This is a genomic window from Brevundimonas sp. (genome assembly GCF_041919755.1).
Classification (GTDB): domain Bacteria; phylum Pseudomonadota; class Alphaproteobacteria; order Caulobacterales; family Caulobacteraceae; genus Brevundimonas.
In genome coordinates this window covers 1-19,345 of record NZ_JAYRTD010000001.1, presented here as the reverse complement: position 1 = coordinate 19,345, position 19,345 = coordinate 1, and the positions used below count along the sequence as shown (strand labels likewise).

The following is a 19,345-nucleotide window of genomic DNA, read 5'->3' as shown; positions in this document are numbered from 1 at the left end:
TCAGCCTGACGAAAGCGCCCCGGACGGTCCGCCGTCCGGGGTTTTTCGTGTCCGGACCACCTGTCGCGGGTCATGCCGTCACATTCCTGGGGCATCGGGTTAGCGAAGCGGGGCGCCGCGTGATAAGAGCCGCCCCCAATCGTCGGACCCCGGTCCGGCCTACGATCTGTTGAGCCTAAGGAGTGCTTGAATGAGCAAGGTGCTGGTTATCGGTGCGGGCGGCGTCAGTTCCGTCGCGGTCCACAAGATGGCGATGAATACCGACATCTTCTCGCACATCACCCTGGCCAGCCGGACCAAGTCCAAATGCGACGCCATTGCCGAATCCGTGAAGGCGCGCTTTGGCGTCGATATCGATACCGCCGCGCTCGATGCCGATGACGTCGCGGCGACCACGGCCCTGATCAAGCAGGTTGAGCCGGCGCTGGTCGTCAACCTGGCCCTGCCGTACCAAGACCTGGCCATCATGGACGCCTGCCTGGCCGCCGGCGTGCACTACCTCGACACCGCCAACTACGAACCCCGTGACGAGGCCAAGTTCGAATACAAGTGGCAGTGGGCCTATCAGGATCGCTTCAAGGAGGCCGGTCTGATGGCCTTGCTGGGCAGCGGCTTCGACCCCGGCGTTACGTCGGTGTTCGCCACCTATACCAAGAAGCATCTGCTGGACCGGATCGACACGCTCGACATCCTGGACTGCAACGGCGGCGACACCGGCCTGCCGTTCGCGACCAATTTCAATCCCGAGATCAACCTGCGCGAAGTGACCGCCAACTCGCGTCACTGGGAAAACGGCCAGTGGGTCGAGGGCCCGGCGCTCAGCCACAAACAGACCTTCGACTTCGAGGGTGTGGGCCCCAAGAACATGTACCTCATGTATCATGAGGAACTGGAATCGCTGGCGAAATTCTATCCGGAGATCAAGCGCATCCGCTTCTGGATGACCTTCGGCGACAGCTATCTGAAGCACCTCGAGGTGCTGGAAAACATCGGCATGACCTCGATCGAGCCGATGATGTTCCAGGGCCGCGAGATCATCCCGATCGAATTCCTGAAGGCCCTGCTGCCCGAGCCTTCGTCGCTGGGACCCATCACCAAGGGCAAGACCAACATCGGCACCATCGCCACCGGCGAAAAGGACGGCGTGCAGAAGACCGTCTATGTGAAGAACATCTGCGATCACCAGGAAGCCTATGCCGAAACCGGCAACCAGGCCGTCAGCTACACGACCGGCGTTCCCGCCATGATCGGCGCGGCCCTGATGCTGACCGGCCAGTGGAGGGGCGAAGGGGTGTTCAACATCGAGCAGCTGGATCCCGATCCCTTCATGGACATGCTGAACAAGCATGGCCTGCCCTGGACGGTCGAGGAGCTGGACGCTCCTCTGCCGTTCTGATCGCGGCCTGACGCATGGAAACCCGAGCCGGTGATCCGGGGGCGTTTGCCCGCTTCGACCTGAATCGCGTCGCCTCGCCCGCCTTCGTGGTCGACGAGATGGCGGTGCGGCGCAATCTGGCGGTGCTGAAGGATATGCGCGACCGGGCCGACGCCCGGGTGCTGCTGGCGCTCAAGGCGTTTTCCATGTGGTCGCTTGCCGATGTCGTGGGCGAGTATCTGGACGGCGTCTGTGCGTCGGGCCTGTGGGAAGCGCGCCTGGCGCGGCAGTTCTACAAGGGCGAGCTGACCACCTATTCGCCCGCCTATACGGCGCAGGACCTGCCCGAAATCCTGCGTCTGTCGGACCACGTCATCTTCAACAATCCGCAGCAGATCGCGCGTTTTGCCGATCTGATCGCGGCCGCCCGCGCCGAGGGCCAGGTGTTCGAGATCGGCCTGCGCCTGAACCCCGAACATTCGGAAGGGGAGGTGGCCAAGTATGACCCGGCCCAGCCCTGTTCGCGTCTCGGGTTTCCGGTGTCGCAGCTGAAGCCCGAGCATATGCAGGGCGTCGACGGCCTGCACATCCATGCCCTGTGTGAGCAGGATTTCGAGCCCCTGGCCCGCATCTGGGCCGCCGTGGAACCGAAGCTTGCTCCCATGATGGCTGGTGTGAAATGGCTCAACCTCGGTGGCGGCCATCACGTGACCCGTGCCGATTACCAGACCGACCAGCTGGTCGATTTCCTGCGCGACATCGCCCGGCGTCACGGCGTCCAGGTCTATCTGGAGCCGGGCGAGGCCGTGGCCCTGGATGCCGGCATTCTGATCGGAGAGGTGCTGGACACCTTCGACAACGGCATGCCCATCGCCATCATGGATATCTCGGCCACCTGCCACATGCCCGATGTAATCGAGGCTCCCTATCGCCCGGCCATGCTGCGTGAACCGGAAGCCGGCGTCACCGTCCGCCTGGGCGGCCCGTCCTGCCTGGCCGGCGACACCATCGGCGACTATGTATTCGCCGAACGGCCGATGTCTGGCACCCGCATCGCCTTCCTGGATCAGGCCCACTATTCGATGGTGAAGACGACCACCTTCAATGGCGTCGCTTTGCCGGACATCGTGTTGTGGAACAGCGACACCGACGATCTGCGGGTCGTGAAGTCTTTCGACTGGACCACCTTCCGCGATCGGCTGTCCTAGACCGTCAGCCCCTCGGCCTCATCCGCCTTCTTGCGGCGAAGCTCGATCAGCCGGACGCACCAGATCGAGATTTCGTAGAGCAGGACCAGGGGCGCGGCCAGCATCAGCTGGCTGATGGGGTCGGGCGGGGTCACGACGGCGGCGACGACGACGACGGCCACGATAGCATAGCGACGGCCTTCGCTCATCAGCTTCGAGCTGATGATACCGGCCATACCCAGCAGGGTCGTCACGACCGGCAACTGGAAGCAAAGGCCGAAGGCGAGCATCAACGAGGTCACCAGGCTGAGGTATTCGGAAATCTTGGTGTTCAGCTGAACCGAGATGCCTTCGGTCACAATCTGCTGGCTCAGCGAGAACCACATGACGAAGGGCAGCATGACGAAATAGACCAGCGCCCCGCCAATCACGAACAGGATCGGCGCGATGAAAAGGAAGGGCAGGAAGGCACCCTTTTCGTTGCGGTACAGGCCCGGGGCCACGAATTTGTAGAGCTGCCAGGCCAGGACGGGGAAGGCCAGGACCACGGCCCCGAACCCGGCGACCTTCATCTTGGTGAACAGCTGTTCCAAAGGCCCGGTGGCCTGGAGCACCAGATCGGTCGGTGCCCCGGCGGGCAGGGGGTGCAGGCCCAGGGTGACGGCGATCAGCTCGAACGGATTTGACCCGTGCCCGCCCTCGGCCTGGGCCGTGGCGTGCAGGGCATAGGCGGCCTGGAACGGCTTGATGAGCCAGATCTGGATGTCGGCCGCGAAGAAGAAGCAGACGAAGAAGGCCAGGATGAAGGCCACGACGCAGACGATCAGCCGCCCGCGCAGCTCGATCAGATGCTGCATCAGGGGCGCGCGCGACGCCTCGATCTCGGCCTCGTCGGCCTCGGCCCGGTTCACAGGTCCACCTTGCTGGCGCGGGGCGTGCGGGGTTTGGCGGCGGTGGGCTTGCGGTTCGTGGTCGTCGCTTTTGGCCTGGCCGCTGCCTTGGGCTTGGCCGACGTCTTGCGGGCGCGGGGTTTGGCGGCGACGGGCTGTGGCTCGGCTTCCATAGGCGGTGTGTCCAAGGGAGCCATGACTGGCGGACTGTCCGGCCATTCATCTGGCGCAGCGAGCATGGCGGCGGGTTCGGGCGCGGGCTCCAGCGGCTTGTTCAGATCGGCGCGGATGTCCTTGAAGGCCGCGTCGGCATCGGCACCGAGGGCGTGCATGGTTCCGCCGGTGCGCAGGGCCTCGACCTCCTTGCGAAGCTCATCCAGCTCGGACTGACGGGCCATGTCCTCGAAGCTGTTGCGGAATTCGTTGGCCATGCCGCGCGCCTTGGCGACCAGTTTACCCAGCTTGCGCAGGAGCACCGGCAGCCGCTCGGGCCCTACAACAACGAGGGCCACGATTGCGATCACCAAATACTCGAACCCCCCGATACCGGGGCCCAGACCACCCATCCGTCAGTTTCCTCAGCCGGATGCGGCTATTGCTTCAGGTCTTCTTTTTCGGCGTCGGTGCGGGGCAGGGCACCCGCGCGCTGCTGGTCCGACGACTTGGTCTCGTCGGTGTCTTTCAGGCCATCGCGGAAGGCTTTCACGCCCTTGGCGGCGTCGCCCATCATGGCGGACAGCTTGCCACGTCCGCCGAACAGCAGGAGGACCACGATGGCGACGATGGCCCAGTGCCAGATGCTGAATGAACCCACGGAACTCTCTCCTCGGTCGGGCGACGCTGCGCCCCGTCTGAATCTTGACCCGCATATAGGCGCTTCAGTGGCGCGACGCCAAGCGAACCTGTTAGGACGCGCGAATGAGTCACGTGATCATCCACACCGACGGTGCCTGCAAGGGCAATCCCGGCCCCGGAGGCTGGGGCGCAATCTTGCAGACGGGCGGTGGGCACGAAAAGGAGCTGTGGGGCGGGGAGGCGCTGACCACCAACAACCGGATGGAGTTGATGGCGGCGATCAGCGCGCTGGAGGCCCTGACCCGGCCGTGTCGCGTCGATCTGCATACAGACAGCCGCTATGTTATGGACGGCATCACCAAATGGATCGGCCCGTGGAAGGCCCGAGGCTGGAAGACGGCCGAGAAGAAGCCGGTCAAGAACGACGACCTGTGGAAACGTCTCGACGCGGCGCGCGCCCGGCACGAGGTCAAATGGCACTGGGTCAAGGGCCACGCCGGGCACGAGCTGAACGAACGCGCCGACCAGCTAGCGAATCGCGGCATCGAGGATATGCGAGGGACGTAGCCTCTAGATGGATCGCACCGTCAGTCGAGGGCCATTGACCCCTTCCACGATCACGCTGGTGCCCACGCTAGGTGCCGCGCCTTCAAGGTCCGCCGGCCATTCCGCTCCGGAGACGAACACCCGCCCGCGACCGTCGACGAAGCCCTCGATGACCTGGGCCCTCTGGCCTATCAGGCGACTGTCGCGGGCGTTGATGTCGGGCGTGTCGGTCGGATTGACGCGAGTAATCAGACGACGGGACAGCAGGGTGAAGGCGATGGTCAGGACGGCGAAGATCAGGATTTCTATCCCGAAGCCCAGCCGCACGCCGACGGCGGTCAGCACGGCAACGACGCCGGCCGACACCGCCGGCCACAGCAGCCATTCGGTCGAGAAGGCCGCCTCGACCGCCAGCAGGATGACGCCAAGCGCGAGCCAGATCCAGAAAGGGCTGGCGACATAGAAATCGACGACGGTGTCCATGACCTACTCCGTGGGCGGGACAGAGCCGCGCGGACGCGGCGGGGCAGGGGGCGTGGTGCGGACCGGTGCGGCGGTGCGACTGTCGCTGCGAGACTGCTGCTGATCCTTGGCGAGGCTGACCAGTTCGCCCAGGCCAGCGATGGTGCCGACCAGGCCGGACATTTCGGCGGGGACGATGACCGTCTTCTGCGTCGGGTTGCGGGCCAGTTCGGCGAAGGCCTCCACATACTTCTGGGCGACGAAGTAGTTGATGGCGTTGACGTCACCGCGCGCGATGGCTTCCGACACCATGGCGGTCGCCTTGGCCTCGGCCTCGGCTTCGCGCTCGCGGGCCTCGGCGTCGCGGAAGGCGGCTTCTCGGCGACCCTCGGCCTCCAGGATGGCGGCCTGCTTGGCCCCCTCGGCGCGGGCGATGGCGGCCTGTTTCTCGCCGTCGGCCTCGGTGATGACGGCGCGGCGTTCGCGCTCGGCCTTCATCTGACGGGCCATGGCATTGGTGATGTCGACTGGCGGGGTCAGGTCCTTGATCTCGATCCGGTTGACCTTGACGCCCCAGGGCTCCGTCGCGGCGTCGATGACGGTCAGCAGGCGCGAGTTGATGCTGTCGCGCTGGAACAGCACCTCGTCCAGCTCCATCGACCCGACCACGGTCCGCAGGTTGGTCGAGCACAGCTGGGTGATGGCATAGGGCAGGTTCTCGACCCGGTAGGCCGCGGCCGACGCCTCCATCACCTGGATGAAGACGATGGCGTCCACCTTGACCATGGCATTATCCTTGGTGATGACCTCTTGCTGGGGAACATCAAGGACTTGTTCCATCATGTTCATGCGCCGCCCGACCCGCTCCACGAAGGGGGTCAGCAGGCTGATGCCGGGGGTCAGGGTGCGGGTATATTTGCCGAACCGCTCGATGGTGAACTCGCGCCCCTGGGGCACGATCTTGACCACGCTGAACAGCAGCACAAAGGCCAGTACGACCAGGAAAATAGCGAAATACAGCATCAACAGCCTCCCCTTGTGCGCTCAGCCTAGCACCACCGCTCGCCCAACGTCAGCGAAACCGGACACGCCGAAGATGACAATGGCGTAATCTTTACCGTTGAGAGGCGGCCAGGGCGATGATGCGCCGCGTCTCGGCCCATTCGATCAGAGCCTCGACCTGATCCAGCGGTACGAACCGCGCCTCCAGAGCATCGTCGCCGGCGATGGGCTCCCCAGACACCCATTCGGCCGCATAGTCGATCAGGATATAGTGCAACCCCGCCTCGGCGAAGATTCCGTCCACGACGTCGATCAGGCCAGTGATCCGCGCCGTGACACCGGTTTCCTCGGCCAGTTCACGCAAGGCGGCGTCCGTGGCCCGTTCGCCCGGCTCGATCCGCCCGCCCGGCAGGCTCCATTCGCCCACCCGCGGCGGCTTGCCACGTCGGATGAGCAGGACCTCGGCACCGCGCAAGCAAACGACGCCGACGGCAGGGATGGGTGATGAAATGGCCGATGTCATGCCTCAACCTAGCTTTGCCCTTCCGCCCTGCCCATGACTTTGACACAACTGACGCATGACCTCCCCGTCACCCGAAGCCCTCACCGCCCTGAAATCCGCCCTCGGTCCCGGCGGCTGGACAGACGATCCGGCCGACATCGCGCCCTGGCTGACGGAATGGCGCAATCGCTGGCAGGGCAATACCCCACTGATGCTGACCCCACGCTCGACGGAGGAGGTCGCCCGGACCGTCCGAATTTGCGCCGAGCATCGCATAGCCATCGTGCCCCAGGGCGGGGATACCGGTCTGGTCGGGGGCCAGATTCCTCACGGCGAGGTGTTGCTGTCCACGCGCAAGCTTCGGGCCATCCGCGATGTCACCCCGCTGGACGACGCCATGACGGTCGAGGCGGGGGTGACCCTGCTGGAGGCGCAGCAGGCCGCCGCTGTCGCCAACCGGATGTTCCCGCTCAGTCTGGCGGCTGAGGGCACGGCGACCATCGGCGGCGTCATCTCGACCAATGCGGGGGGCACGGCCGTGATCCGCTATGGCGTCATGCGCGATCTGGTGCTGGGCATCGAGGCGGTCATGCCCGACGGCGAGGTGTTCCACGGCCTGAAACGGCTGCGCAAGGACAACACCGGCTATGACCTGAAACAACTGCTGATCGGAGCGGAGGGCACGCTGGGTGTCGTCACGGCTGCCACGCTGAAGCTGTTTCCGATCATGCGCAGCCGGGCGACTGCCGTGGTGGGTCTGGATAGTCCGCACGCCGCCATCGACCTTCTGGCCAAGGCCAAATCGGAGACGGGTGGCGGGGTCGAGGCCTTCGAGCTTATGAAGCGGCTAGGGGTCGAGTTTGCCCTCAGGCACATCCCCGATACGCGCGAACCGCTGGACAGCAGCGCGCCTTGGTATGTCCTGATCGAACTGGTGTCCGGAGAGCCGGGTGGGGCCGAGGCGGGGATGGAGCGGCTGCTGAGCGCGGCCTTCGAGACCGGGCTGATCACCGATGCTGCCATCGCCCAGAACGATGCCCAGCGGGCAGCCTTCTGGAAGATGCGCGAGGAGCAGTCCGCCGCCCAGAAGCCTGAGGGGGGCGGCTGGAAACACGACGTCTCCGTCCCAGTCTCGCGTATCGCCGACTTCCTCGATGAGGCGACGGCGGCAGTGGAGCGCTTTTATCCGGGCGCGCGGGTCAGCGCCTTCGGCCACGTCGGCGATGGGAATATGCATTACGACGTGCTGTGCCGGCCGGGGGCCGATCTTTCGGCCTTCCTGGCGCGGTGGGAGGAAGGGTCGCGCATCGTCCATGACATCGTCGCCCGCTACGACGGCTCCATCTCGGCCGAGCACGGTCTGGGTCGTCTGAAGACGGACGAGGCTCGGCGCTACAAGTCGCCGCTGGAGATCCGCACCATGAAGGCCATCCGCGCGGCCATTGACCCGCAGCGGATCATGAACCCGGCGGTGCTGTTCTAGCCGGGCGAAGCGCACTAGCGTCGGGGCATGAGCACCTTTGAGACGCCCATCCGCAACCGCTGGACCCTGATCGGGCCCGGCATTGTCGTGGCCGCGACAGGCGTGGGGGCGGGCGATCTGGTCGCCACCCTGATCGCAGGATCACGCCTCGGCTATGCCCTGCTGTGGGCGGCGATCGTGGGGACTGTGCTGAAGATCGCCCTGGCCGAGGCGGTCGGGCGCTGGACCCTGGCGGGCGAGCGCACGATCTTTGACGGCTGGACCAGCCTGGGCGGCGCGTTTCGGGTGGGTGGTCTGGGTGGCGCCCTGAACTGGGCGGGCGTCTATTTCGGCGTCTATGTCGTCATCTGGGGCTTCGTCTATGGTGCGGCGGCCATGACCGCGACGGCCCTGCCGCTGGCGGCCCTGTTTCCGGTCCTCGACCTCAAGGCATGGGGAATCATTAGCGGACTGGCGGGCCTGGCCTTCGTGTGGTTCGGCCACTACGGCCTTTTTGAAAAGGTCATGACCGCCTGCGTCGGGGTGATGTTCGTCACCGTCATCGGCCTGGCGGTCATCGTCGCGCCGGACCTGCCCGCGCTCGCCACCGGCCTGTGGCCCAGCCTGCCGCCGGGTTCGGCCTTCTATACGCTTGGCCTGATCGGCGGGGTCGGCGGCACCATCACCATGGCGGCCTATGGCTACTGGCTGAATGCCAAAGGCTGGAAGGGGCCGGGCTGGATGCGGGTTATGCGGCTGGACAATCGCGTCGGTTATGTCGTCACCGGCGTCTTCGTCGTGGCCATGCTGATCGTAGGGGCCGAACTGCTGTTCAGCGCGGGCATAGCGCTGCAGGGCGGCGAGCGTGGCCTGCTGGATCTGGATCAGGTGCTGCGCGACCGGTTCGGGCGACCGATCTCGATCCTGTTCCTGATCGGCTTCTGGGCGACCAGCTTCTCCAGTCTGCTGGGTGTCTGGCAGGGCGTCAGCCTGATGTTCGCCGACTTCATCGCCCACGTCCGGGGTCGGGCTGGAGACGATGCTGTTCGGGGTGAGCGCAGTCGGGCCTTCCGGGGCTACGCCCTGTGGCTGACGATCCCGCCCATCGCCCTGCTGTTCATGGATCGCCCTTTCGGTCTGATCGTGGCCTATGGGGTGCTGGGCAGCGTCTTCATGCCGTTCCTCGCCGGGACTCTGTTGTGGCTGCTGAACAGCGATCGCGTGCCGAGGGAATGGCGCAATGGCCGGCTATCGAACCTGATGCTGACCGGGGCAACGGTTCTCTTTGCCGTCCTGGCGGGGCGGGAGTTGATCGGGTTGTTCCAGTAGCGGCTCTTGCGGCCCGGCTTGCCGCTGCGACACCTTTCGCCTAACCCGTGCGGCGTTGAATCAACGGACTACGGATCAATCCATGACCCTCGCCCTCCTGTTTCCCGGACAAGGCAGCCAGTCGGTCGGCATGGGCGCGTCTCTGGCAGACGCCTTTGCCAGCGCGCGCGAGGTCTATGCCGAGGTCGATGACGCCCTGGGCCAGAAGCTGTCGGTCCTGATGCGCGAGGGGCCGGAAGATCATCTGACCCTGACCGAAAATGCCCAGCCCGCCCTGATGGCCGTCTCCCTGGCCGCCGCCCGCGTGCTGAAGGTCGAGTTCGGCGTGGATGTCACCCGCGCCGCCTTCGTCGCCGGGCATTCACTGGGTGAGTATTCGGCCCTGTGCGCCGCCGGGGCCTTGACCCTGGCCGATACCGCTCGTTTGCTGAAACTGCGCGGTCAGGCCATGCAGCGCGCCGTGCCGGTGGGGCAGGGGGCCATGGCCTCGCTGATCGGGCCCAAGACCGATCTGGCTATGGCCGAGGCGGCCGCCGCTGCGGGCTCGGAGGTCGGCATCTGCGTCGTCGCCAATGACAACAACGCCGGCAATATCGTCATCTCCGGCGACAAGGCCGCCGTCGACCGCGCCATCGAAAGGGCCAAGGAACTGGGTGCCCGCGCCATTCCGCTGAACGTCTCGGCCCCCTTCCACTGCCCGCTGATGCAGCCCGCAGCCGACGAAATGGCCGAGGCGCTGAGCGACGCCAAGATCGTCGCCCCGTCGGTCGCCGTGGTCGCCAACGTCACCGCCCGCCCGGAAACCGACCCGGAGGTCATTCGCCGCCTGCTGGTCGAACAGGTCACAGGCCGCGTCCGCTGGCGCGAGTCGATGGAGTGGATGGCCGGGGAGGGTGGGGTCACCCGCTTCGCCGAGATCGGTTCGGGCAAGGTCCTGACCGGAATGGCCAAACGCATCGCCCCGGATGCGGAGAGCGTGGCCTTGAATACGCCCGAAGACCTGGAAGCGTTCGCGAAGTCGCTCTGAGACATAAGGAAAAGATGATGTTTGATCTCACCGGCAAGACTGCCCTTGTTACCGGCGCGACCGGCGGCATCGGCGGGGCCATCGCTCGCGCCCTGCATGCCCAGGGTGCCACCGTCGTCCTCTCGGGCACGCGCGAAGCCGTGCTGCAGGATCTGGCCAAGGATCTGGGCGAGCGTGCGTTCGCCGCCGCCGCCAATCTGTCGGACGCTGACTCCGTCGACGGCCTGATCGCCCGCGCCGAAGAAGCCGCGGGCAGCCCGCTGGACATCCTGGTCGCCAATGCCGGCATCACCAAGGACGGCCTGCTGATGCGAATGAAGGACGAGGATTTCTCCGACGTCATCAAGGTCAATCTGGAAAGCTATTTCCGCCTGTCGCGCGCCGCCATGAAGGGGATGATGAAGCGTCGCTCGGGCCGGATCATCGGCGTTACCTCGGTCGTCGGCGTCACCGGCAACCCCGGCCAGACCAACTATGCCGCCTCCAAGGCCGGCATGATCGGCTTTTCGAAGTCGCTGGCGCAGGAAGTCGGGTCGCGCGGCATTACCGTCAACTGCATCGCGCCGGGCTTCATCGCCTCGCCGATGACCGATGTGCTGAACGATGCGCAGCGCGAGACCATCCTGAAGAATATCCCCACCGGCCGCCTGGGCACCGGCGACGAGATCGCCGCCGCCGCGGTCTATCTGTCGTCCGATGAAGCCGCCTATGTCACGGGCCAGACCCTGCATGTGAACGGCGGCATGGCGATGGTGTAGAGCCGACGAGGGGTATTTTCACCCGTCGCGACTGTGCTAAACCCCGCAGACCGGTTGGCGCGATCCCTCGTTGAAGGCTTGCGTCGCCGCCATCGCCGTCCTACGGCAGGATTTGAGACAACAGCCGCCCCGGCGGCCCCAAAAGCAGAGACACCCATGTCCGACACCCTGGAACGCGTCCGCAAGATCGTCATCGACCACCTGGACGCCGATCCGGACAAGGTCACCGAAAAGGCCAGCTTCATCGACGATCTGGGCGCTGACTCGCTCGACAACGTCGAACTGGTCATGGCCTTCGAAGAACAATTCGATATCGAAATCCCGGACGACGCCGCCGAGCACATCCAGACGGTCGGCGACGCCGTGAAGTTCATCGACGAGAAGCTGGCCGGCTGATCGCCAGCACCTTTTCGCACGGCATCGATGGCCGCCGCGATGTCCCCCTAGCGGGGGCGTCCGGCGGCCATTACTGTTTCACGGCCTGGATTCTGTAAGGAGCAGCCACGCATGCGTCGCGTCGTCGTCACCGGCCTCGGCCTTCTCACACCCCTCGGCTGGGGGGTGGAGCATAACTGGAAGGGCATCGTGGAAGGGCGCTCGGGCATCGGTCCGATCACCAGCTTCGATACCGAAGGCTATGGCTGCACCATCGCGGGCGAGATCCCGACGGTGGATGGGCGCGGCGGCGGTGCACCGGACCAGCCGGGCGTGTTTGACCACGAAAAGGTCATGTCGCCCAAGGATCGCAAGCGGGTCGACGACTTCATCGTCTATGCCATCGCCGCCGCCGACGAAGCTTTGGCCGATGCCAACTGGAAGCCCGAGAGCGACGAGGACCGCGAGCGCACCGGTGTCATGGTTGGTTCCGGCATCGGTGGTCTGGGCCCCATCGCCGACACCGCCATCATCCTGAAGGAACAGGGGCCGCGTCGGGTCAGTCCCTTCTTCATCCCCTCGGCCCTGATCAATCTGACCAGCGGCCAGATCTCGATCCGCCACGGGCTGAAGGGGCCGAATCACTCCGTCGTCACCGCCTGCGCCACCGGGGCCCACGCCATCGGCGACGCGGCCCGGATGATCGCGCTGGACGACGCGGACGTCATGGTCGCGGGCGGGGCCGAGAGTTCGATCGTGCCCATCGGCATCGCGGGATTCCTGGCCTGCAAGGCGCTGTGCACCGCCTTCAACGACACGCCCGAAAAGGCCAGCCGCCCCTATGACAAGGACCACGCCGGCTTCGTCATGGGCGAGGGGGCCGGGATCATGGTCCTGGAAGAATACGAACACGCCAGGGCCCGCGGGGCGAAAATCTATGCCGAGGTCGTCGGCTACGGCATGAGCGGCGACGCCTATCACATCACCGCCCCGTCAGAAGACGGCGAGGGTGGTCTGCGCGCCATGAAGGCGGCGCTGAAGCGGGCCGGGCTGCAGCCTTCGGACCTGGACTACGTCAATGCCCATGGCACCTCGACCATGGCTGACTGGATCGAGCTGAAGGCCATCGAGGGGCTGGTCGGCGACCATGCCCAGAACCTGGCCGTGTCATCGACCAAGTCCATGACGGGACATTTGCTGGGGGCTGCGGGCGCGATCGAATCGATCTTCAGCGTGTTGGCCATCCGCGACCAGATCGCGCCACCGACCATCAATCTGGACAACCCCGAGATGGAAACGCCGATCGATCTGGTTCCGCACAAGGGCAAGCCGATGAAGATCGATGTCGCCATGTCCAACAGCTTCGGCTTTGGCGGCACCAATGCCTCGGTCATCTTCAGGAAGGTCGACTAGGTGTTCGGGCGGTCCGTCGAACGGGGATCGGGGCGCAGGACCGCCCTGCTGGCGGCGGCCGGCACGTTCGGCTTCTTCGTCATTGCGGCCCTGATCGCGCTGTGGGCCGTGCTGTATGCGCCCGGTCCATCGGCGCGGAGCGGCGAGACCACCATTGTGACCCTGTCCAGCGGGTCCGGCGTCAATGCCATCGCTGCTCAGCTGAAGTCCGAAGGGGTGATCCGCTCGACCGACCTATTCAAGGCCGCCGTCGCCCTGAACGGCTCGGCCCGCCGCCTGCGGGCGGGGGAGTATGAGGTACCCAGTGGCGCGTCGCTGAATGCCGTCATCAATCTGCTGGTCGACGGCAAGGTCGTTCGCCATTTCGTGACGCTGCCCGAAGGCTGGTCCTCGGCCCAGGCGGTGGACATCCTGATGAAGGAACCGGTGCTGGTCGGCGAGGTCGAGGAGGTTCCGGAGGAGGGCACCCTGTGGCCCGAAACCTATGAGGTTGCGCGTGGGGAGACCCGGGCGTCGGTCATCGCCCGCATGCAGCGCGCCCATGACGAGGCTGTCGCCCGCCTCTGGGCCCAGCGCAGCCCCGCGACGGTCGCCCGCACCCTGGACGAAGCCATCATCCTGGCCTCCATCGTCGAGAAGGAAACCGCCGTTGCCGCCGAGCGCCCTCGTGTCGCCGGGGTCTTCACCAACCGTCTGCGCGCCGGCATGCGGCTGGAGAGCGATCCGACCATCATCTACGGCATCACCAAGGGCCGTCCCCTGGGGCGCGGCATCCGCCAGTCCGAGCTGGAAGCGGCCAATCCCTGGAACACCTACCGGATCGACGGCCTGCCGCCGACGCCCATCGCCAATCCGGGCGAGGCCTCCATCGCCGCCGTTCTGAACCCTCTGCGGACCGAGGACCTGTTCTTCGTCGCGGACGGCTCGGGTGGTCATGCCTTCGCCCGCACCTATCAGGAGCATCTGGCCAATGTCGCCCGCTGGCGCGAGATCGAGCGGCGCAAGGCCGGCCTGCCGCCCGAAGTGCCTGCGGTCGATGCCGGAGCCACGGACCCTGCCCAGGAACTGCCGCCCGGCGTCGTGGTCCCGCCCGGAGCCCAGGTGATCCGCGTGCCACAGCAGCCGACGCCTCAAACGGCGCCTCAGCCTGTCCAATGACGTGCATCTGGAGTAGGACGGCGCCCAGTCGCAGAGTCGCCCGCCCCAAGGTTTCGAATGTCGAATGAACGCACGCCCCGCCGGGGTGTTCTCCTGATCGTTGCCAGCCCGTCGGGCGCGGGCAAGACATCGCTGTGCCGCCGCCTGATGGCCGACCACGGCGGGCTGGAGCTGTCGGTATCAATGACCACCCGCGCCATCCGTCCGGGCGAGGTCGCGGACCGCGACTATCATTTCGTCGACGATCCGGAGTTCCAGCGCCTGATCGACGCCGACGCCTTTCTGGAATGGGCCGACGTTCACGGGGCCCGTTACGGCAGCCCCCGCGCGCCCATCGATAAGGCCCTGTCGGAGGGGCGTGACGTCCTGTTCGACATCGACTGGCAAGGGGCCCGCGACATCGCCGAGAAATGCCCCGAGGATGCGGTGCGCGTCTTCATCCTGCCGCCCAGCCTGGAGGAGCTGCGCCGCCGACTGGTCACGCGCTCGCAGGACGCCGATGAGGTCATCGAGCGCCGAATCGCCAATGCCAAGGGCGAGATCGAGCACTGCGACCAGTTTGACTACGTTTTCGTCAACGACGACTTCGACCGCTCCTATGCCGAGCTGGCCCACATCTATCACGCCGAGCGCAGCCGCCGGGCGCGGAATCTGTGGGTCGAGACCTATCGCGACGGGCTGCTGAACGAGGCCGTCTAAACCTTGAAGGACGGCGAGCGATCGCTACATTCCTGTCAGTGTTCAACATTGAAAGGAGGTGGTCGAATGTCTCATTGTCTCACGCCTCACGCGGCAAGCCGTTTGAGCCTGACCTCCCCTCTGGCGGGGTCTTGCGCCTGACGACAAGCCTCGTTTCTGGCTGACAATGTAAGGGTCGCTCCTCGTGGGCGGCCCTTTTTGCTGGAGACTATTTGAGCGCGGCGGCCAGCCTCAGGAAACCTGCCAGATCGATGACCTCGGCCCGGTCTTCCGGACTGATCCCTGCCGCCTCGCACAAAGCCGCGCCGCCGAGCGGTTTCAGGCTGGAGCGCAGCATCTTGCGGCGCTGGCCGAAGGCGGCGGCGGTGACCCGTTCCAGCCGCTTCAGTGTCTCCGCATCGGGCCGGTTGGGGCGGGGGGTCAGATGCACGACAGCCGAGGCCACCTTGGGCGGCGGCGTGAAGGCAGCGGCGGGCAGATGCATGACCAGCCGCGCCTCGGCCACGGCCTGGGAGACGACGGCCAGACGGCCATAGGCGTCGTCGCCCGGCGCGGCCACGATCCGCTCGGCCACTTCCTTCTGGAACATCAGGGTCAGGGCATGCGGCGTCCACGGCCCCGTCAGCCATTTGATCAGCAGAGGCGTGCCGACATTGTAGGGCAGGTTGGACACCAGATGCGTCGGGCCTTCGACCAGATCGGCCTCGCGCACCTTCAGCGCATCGCCCTCGACGATCTTCAATCGTCCGGAGCCGTCATCCAGTTCGCTCAGCAGAGGCAGGAAGCGCGGATCCTTCTCGACCAGCACGACCGAGCCCGCTTCACTCTCCAGCAGCGCCCGCGTCAGCCCGCCCGGACCCGGACCCACCTCGATCACGGCCCGCCCGTCGAATGGGCCGGCCAGCCGCACGATCTTGCGTGTCACATTAAGGTCCAGCAGGAAATGCTGGCCAAAACTTTTCTTTGCCAGCAGGCCGTGGGCATGCAGGCTGTCGCGCAGTGAGGGAAGGTCGGTCATCGCGTCTGCATAACAGGTTCGGTTACGCTTGGAACGCGCTGCTCGCGCTGGCGTCGCCTCGCGCAAGCAGCTAACCATCCAGCAAAACAAGAACCGGGAGACGACGCCATGACAACCTCCAAGATCGCCTTCATCGGCCTCGGCAACATGGGCGGCGGCATGGCGGCCAATCAGGCGAAGGCCGGTCACGCCGTGGCGGCCTTTGACCTGTCGCAGGCCGCGCTGGACCGCGCCGCCGCCGCAGGCTGCACCCCAGTGGGGTCGGTGACCGAGGCGGTCAAAGACGCGGACGTGGTCATCACCATGCTGCCCGCCGGGCCACATGTGCTGAAGGTCTATGCCGAACAGATCATCGGCGCTGCACCGACCTCAGCTATTCTCCTGGACTGTTCAACCATCGACGTGGACACGGCGCGCAAGGTCGCGGCTCTGGCCAAGGAGGCGGGTTATGGCTTCGCCGATGCGCCGGTGTCGGGCGGGACGATGGCGGCGGACGCGGGCACTCTGGCATTCATGGTCGGCTGTGACGAGGCGGACTTCGCCCGCATCGAGGCGGCGCTGGAACCAATGAGCAGAGCGACCTTCCGCGCCGGTGATCACGGGGCGGGGCAGGCGGCCAAGATCTGCAACAACATGATCCTGGGCATCACCATGCTGGGCACGTGCGAGGCGATTGGCCTGGCGGAAAAGCTGGGGCTGGACCCGGTGAAGATGTTCGACATCGTCGCCAAATCCTCGGGTCAGAGCTGGTCCACGACCACCTATTATCCTTGGCCCGGCCCGGTGCCAACGGCCCCGTCGAACCGGAACTACGACGGCGGTTTCGCCACGGCAATGATGCTGAAGGACCTGAAGCTGGCCCAGGACGCAGCGGCCAAGTCGGGGGCCTCGACACCGCTGGGGGCCCAGACCGAGGCGCTGTTCCAGATGTTCGACGGGCTGGGTTACGGCGGTCGCGACTTCTCGGCCATCCTGCAGATGCTGCGTGGCAAGCTGGATGAGTTGCCGAAAACCTAGGGCAAAAACTTACCTGATAATCGTTATCAAGTGAACGGTTGCGACGATTTAGCAACGATCGTTGATAGACTTTTATGGCCTGTGGGCGCACATACCGCTTACCGATTAAAGACCAGACGAGCGTCAGGGTTGTTCGATTACAAGGCGGCATTCGAGAGCTCGGTAGAGCAGGTCAAGGGCGAGGGGCGCTATCGCGTCTTCGCCGACCTGAAGCGCGTGCGCGGGCAGTTCCCCAGGGCCCTGCGTCGGCGCGAGGACGGTTCTGAACAGGACGTCGTGGTCTGGTGTTCCAACGACTATCTGGGCATGGGGCAGCACCCCGAGGTGTTGGGAGCCATGCAGGCCGAGATCGACGCTGTCGGTGCCGGTGCGGGCGGTACGCGCAATATCTCGGGCACTACACGCTCGGCCGTCGATCTGGAGGCCGAGCTAGCCAGCTGGCACCAGAAGGAGGCGGCGCTGCTGTTCACCTCCGGCTACGTGGCCAATGAGGCGACGCTGACGACGCTGCAGCGGATACTGCCGGGCCTGATCACGTTTTCCGACAGTCTGAACCACGCCTCGATGATTGCAGGTATTCGCAACGGTGGCGGCGAGCGGCACATCTTTGCGCACAATGATCTGGTGCACCTGGAGGCCTTGCTGGCGGCCGCTCCGATCGATGCGCCCAAGCTGATCGCCTTCGAGAGCGTCTATTCCATGGACGGCGACATCGCCGACTTGGCTGGCACCATCGCCTTAGCGAAAAAGTATAATGCCCTGACCTACCTGGACGAGGTCCACGCCGTGGGCCTGTATGGGGCGACCGGCGCGGGCGTGGCCGAGCGGGACGGCGTGCTGGACGGCATCGACATAGTCGAATGCACACTCGGCAAGGCCATTGGCGTCATGGGTGGATACATCGCGGCCGATGCCGTCATCGTAGATGCCGTGCGTAGCTGGGCCTCAGGGTTCATCTTCACCACGTCGCTGCCGCCGGCATTGACGGCTGGAGCTTTGGCATCAGTGCGGCATCTGAAGGCCAATGGCGCGCTGCGCGAGGCGCACCAGGAGCGCGCGGCGACGCTGAAAGCGCGGTTCGCGGCGGCGGGCATTCCCGTCCTGCCCAGCGTCAGCCACATTGTGCCGGTGCATGTCGGCAATCCGGTCCACTGCAAGATGATCTCGGACATGCTACTGGAGCAGTACGGGGTCTATGTGCAGCCGATCAACTATCCGACCGTGCCCAAGGGAACCGAGAGGCTGCGCTTCACGCCGTCGCCAAACCACACGGATGCGATGATGGACGATCTGGTCAAGGCCATGGACGCCTTGTGGACCCACTGCAACGTGGTGCGACTGCCTGCCGTCGCCTGAACCGGTTGGCTGAACGGGCGGTCTCCGGCTAGACTCCGTCCATGACCGGTCCGCGTCCGCCACTATCTGCCTACTCCCACCATCGCGCGTTTGTTGGTCAGCCTGCTCGCTACGACCTCGCGGCGGGCTCGCAATTCGCCCTGCTTTTCATGCTCGGTCTACGTGAGCATCATCGTGTCTTGGATTTTGGCTGTGGATCTCTCCGTCTGGGCCGGTTGGTGATCCCCTATTTGATGCCTGATCGCTATTGCGGGATTGAGCCTGAAACCCGACTGATCGAAGAAGGCTTCGCACATGAACTAGGCAGCGATATCCGCACACTCAAGCGTCCGCGGTTCGATGACAATCGCAACTATCGAGCCGATACGTTTGGCGAAGCCTTTGACTTCATCATAGCTCAGTCCGTGTTCTCCCACATGGGCGAGATTCCTACCAGATTGGCATTGGAAGGGTTTGCCAGAGTTCTGGCACCGGGGGGACTCATCCTGGCTAACTGGTTGTTGGGGTATGAGGACAGGGGCGCGCATGTGGAGACGGCGGAGTGGGTTTATCCCGAGTGCGTTTCTTACATGCCAGATAGGATCACCCGGCTGGCCAATGAGGCAGGCCTGGCGATCACAGCCTGCCCATGGCCACATCCAGAGCTGAACTGGTTTGTCATGGCCCGGCAGTCGCAGGATCTCCCGCCTAGGGAGCGCCTCAACGCTCTGCGTATTGCACCACCTGCATGGCACCGATGACGGAAGATATCGGTGAAGTCATTCTCGAGCTGACCCGCAACGGAGCCTTTCTGAAATGTGCCGCGGTGCACGTCGCGACAGGCGTGGAGGTCACGGCCATTGGACCGTTGACGTGCCCCTGAGAATTTCCTCCACGTGGAGCTAGAGTCCGGCCCTTGAAAGGACGGACGGAATGAAACGAGCGAGATTCACGGAAGAGCAGATCATCGGGATCCTGCGGGAGAACGAGGCCGG

Annotated in this window: 22 protein-coding genes; 15 read left to right on the top strand and 7 right to left on the bottom strand. The window is 65.2% G+C overall.

Annotated features, from left to right (window positions below; all coding sequences use genetic code 11):
* Positions 1-190: 190 nt before the first annotated feature.
* Together ACE3TH_RS00110 and ACE3TH_RS00105 are read left to right on the top strand one after the other, a co-directional pair.
* Positions 191-1,396, top strand: a complete 1,206-nt coding sequence (locus tag ACE3TH_RS00110; protein ID WP_374596215.1) for a saccharopine dehydrogenase C-terminal domain-containing protein — start codon at positions 191-193, stop codon at positions 1,394-1,396.
* A gap of 14 nt (positions 1,397-1,410) precedes the next feature.
* On the top strand, positions 1,411-2,583 hold the full coding sequence (locus ACE3TH_RS00105; RefSeq protein WP_374596213.1) for a carboxynorspermidine decarboxylase: 1,173 nt from the start codon (positions 1,411-1,413) through the stop codon (positions 2,581-2,583).
* Here ACE3TH_RS00105 and tatC read toward each other — a convergent pair.
* From tatC to ACE3TH_RS00090, 3 genes are read right to left on the bottom strand one after another with little or no spacing between them, the layout of a single operon-like run.
* Positions 2,580-3,473: a twin-arginine translocase subunit TatC gene (gene tatC / locus ACE3TH_RS00100; protein ID WP_374596211.1), complete on the bottom strand. Its 894-nt coding sequence runs from the start codon at positions 3,471-3,473 to the stop codon at positions 2,580-2,582. The genes ACE3TH_RS00105 and tatC overlap by 4 nt on opposite strands.
* Positions 3,470-4,018 (bottom strand): Sec-independent protein translocase protein TatB, encoded by a 549-nt coding sequence (tatB, locus tag ACE3TH_RS00095; protein ID WP_374596209.1) that lies wholly within the window; start codon positions 4,016-4,018, stop codon positions 3,470-3,472. The genes tatC and tatB overlap by 4 nt, the downstream gene beginning before the upstream one ends.
* 26 nt (positions 4,019-4,044) lie before the next feature.
* Positions 4,045-4,266, bottom strand: coding sequence for a twin-arginine translocase TatA/TatE family subunit (locus tag ACE3TH_RS00090; protein ID WP_292169257.1), 222 nt, complete (start codon positions 4,264-4,266; stop codon positions 4,045-4,047).
* A 104-nt stretch (positions 4,267-4,370) separates the two neighbouring features.
* Here ACE3TH_RS00090 and rnhA point away from each other — a divergent pair, with 104 nt between their 5' ends.
* Entirely contained in the window at positions 4,371-4,814 is a 444-nt protein-coding gene (gene rnhA / locus ACE3TH_RS00085; RefSeq protein ID WP_374596207.1) for a ribonuclease HI, read from the top strand.
* Between the two features lie 3 nt (positions 4,815-4,817).
* Here the strand turns inward: rnhA and ACE3TH_RS00080 are convergent, their stop codons facing one another.
* The 3 genes from ACE3TH_RS00080 to ACE3TH_RS00070 form a co-directional block, all read right to left on the bottom strand.
* Positions 4,818-5,276 carry an NfeD family protein gene (locus tag ACE3TH_RS00080; RefSeq protein WP_374596205.1) on the bottom strand — a complete coding sequence of 153 codons (459 nt, stop codon included), beginning with the start codon at positions 5,274-5,276 and terminating at the stop codon, positions 4,818-4,820.
* A 3-nt stretch (positions 5,277-5,279) separates the two neighbouring features.
* Positions 5,280-6,278, bottom strand: a complete 999-nt coding sequence (locus ACE3TH_RS00075; RefSeq protein WP_374596203.1) for an SPFH domain-containing protein — start codon at positions 6,276-6,278, stop codon at positions 5,280-5,282.
* 91 nt (positions 6,279-6,369) lie between these two features.
* Positions 6,370-6,780 (bottom strand): NUDIX hydrolase, encoded by a 411-nt coding sequence (locus ACE3TH_RS00070; RefSeq protein WP_374596201.1) that lies wholly within the window; start codon positions 6,778-6,780, stop codon positions 6,370-6,372.
* A 55-nt stretch (positions 6,781-6,835) separates the two neighbouring features.
* On the opposite strand from ACE3TH_RS00070, the gene ACE3TH_RS00065 reads away from it, so the two are divergent.
* From ACE3TH_RS00065 to gmk, 8 genes are all read left to right on the top strand, one after another.
* Positions 6,836-8,242 (top strand): FAD-binding oxidoreductase, encoded by a 1,407-nt coding sequence (locus tag ACE3TH_RS00065; RefSeq protein WP_374596199.1) that lies wholly within the window; start codon positions 6,836-6,838, stop codon positions 8,240-8,242.
* 27 nt (positions 8,243-8,269) lie between these two features.
* Positions 8,270-9,550 (top strand): Nramp family divalent metal transporter, encoded by a 1,281-nt coding sequence (locus ACE3TH_RS00060; protein ID WP_374596197.1) that lies wholly within the window; start codon positions 8,270-8,272, stop codon positions 9,548-9,550.
* A gap of 82 nt (positions 9,551-9,632) precedes the next feature.
* Positions 9,633-10,577, top strand: coding sequence for an ACP S-malonyltransferase (fabD, locus tag ACE3TH_RS00055; protein ID WP_374596195.1), 945 nt, complete (start codon positions 9,633-9,635; stop codon positions 10,575-10,577).
* A 17-nt stretch (positions 10,578-10,594) separates the two neighbouring features.
* Positions 10,595-11,335 (top strand): 3-oxoacyl-[acyl-carrier-protein] reductase, encoded by a 741-nt coding sequence (gene fabG, locus ACE3TH_RS00050; RefSeq protein WP_374596193.1) that lies wholly within the window; start codon positions 10,595-10,597, stop codon positions 11,333-11,335.
* A gap of 156 nt (positions 11,336-11,491) precedes the next feature.
* Positions 11,492-11,731, top strand: coding sequence for an acyl carrier protein (locus tag ACE3TH_RS00045; RefSeq protein ID WP_292169615.1), 240 nt, complete (start codon positions 11,492-11,494; stop codon positions 11,729-11,731).
* A 111-nt stretch (positions 11,732-11,842) separates the two neighbouring features.
* Positions 11,843-13,123, top strand: coding sequence for a beta-ketoacyl-ACP synthase II (gene fabF, locus ACE3TH_RS00040; RefSeq protein WP_374596191.1), 1,281 nt, complete (start codon positions 11,843-11,845; stop codon positions 13,121-13,123).
* Positions 13,124-14,281, top strand: a complete 1,158-nt coding sequence (gene mltG, locus ACE3TH_RS00035; protein WP_374596189.1) for an endolytic transglycosylase MltG — start codon at positions 13,124-13,126, stop codon at positions 14,279-14,281.
* Positions 14,282-14,338: 57 nt separating this feature from the next.
* Complete coding sequence (gmk, locus tag ACE3TH_RS00030) at positions 14,339-14,980, top strand: guanylate kinase (RefSeq protein WP_374596187.1); 642 nt, start codon at positions 14,339-14,341, stop codon at positions 14,978-14,980.
* Positions 14,981-15,188: 208 nt separating this feature from the next.
* On the opposite strand, the gene rsmA is transcribed toward gmk, so the two are convergent.
* Positions 15,189-15,998: a 16S rRNA (adenine(1518)-N(6)/adenine(1519)-N(6))-dimethyltransferase RsmA gene (gene rsmA / locus ACE3TH_RS00025; RefSeq protein WP_374596185.1), complete on the bottom strand. Its 810-nt coding sequence runs from the start codon at positions 15,996-15,998 to the stop codon at positions 15,189-15,191.
* A 9-nt stretch (positions 15,999-16,007) separates the two neighbouring features.
* On the opposite strand from rsmA, the gene mmsB reads away from it, so the two are divergent.
* From mmsB to ACE3TH_RS00005, 4 genes are all read left to right on the top strand, one after another.
* Positions 16,008-17,015, top strand: a complete 1,008-nt coding sequence (gene mmsB / locus ACE3TH_RS00020; RefSeq protein WP_374597075.1) for a 3-hydroxyisobutyrate dehydrogenase — start codon at positions 16,008-16,010, stop codon at positions 17,013-17,015.
* A gap of 129 nt (positions 17,016-17,144) precedes the next feature.
* Entirely contained in the window at positions 17,145-18,371 is a 1,227-nt protein-coding gene (gene hemA / locus ACE3TH_RS00015) for a 5-aminolevulinate synthase (RefSeq protein WP_374596183.1), read from the top strand.
* 41 nt (positions 18,372-18,412) lie between these two features.
* Positions 18,413-19,111, top strand: a complete 699-nt coding sequence (locus ACE3TH_RS00010) for a class I SAM-dependent methyltransferase (RefSeq protein ID WP_374596181.1) — start codon at positions 18,413-18,415, stop codon at positions 19,109-19,111.
* Entirely contained in the window at positions 19,099-19,233 is a 135-nt protein-coding gene (locus tag ACE3TH_RS00005; protein ID WP_374596179.1) for a hypothetical protein, read from the top strand. Before ACE3TH_RS00010 ends, ACE3TH_RS00005 begins: the two co-directional genes overlap by 13 nt.
* The last annotated feature ends 112 nt before the right edge of the window (positions 19,234-19,345 follow it).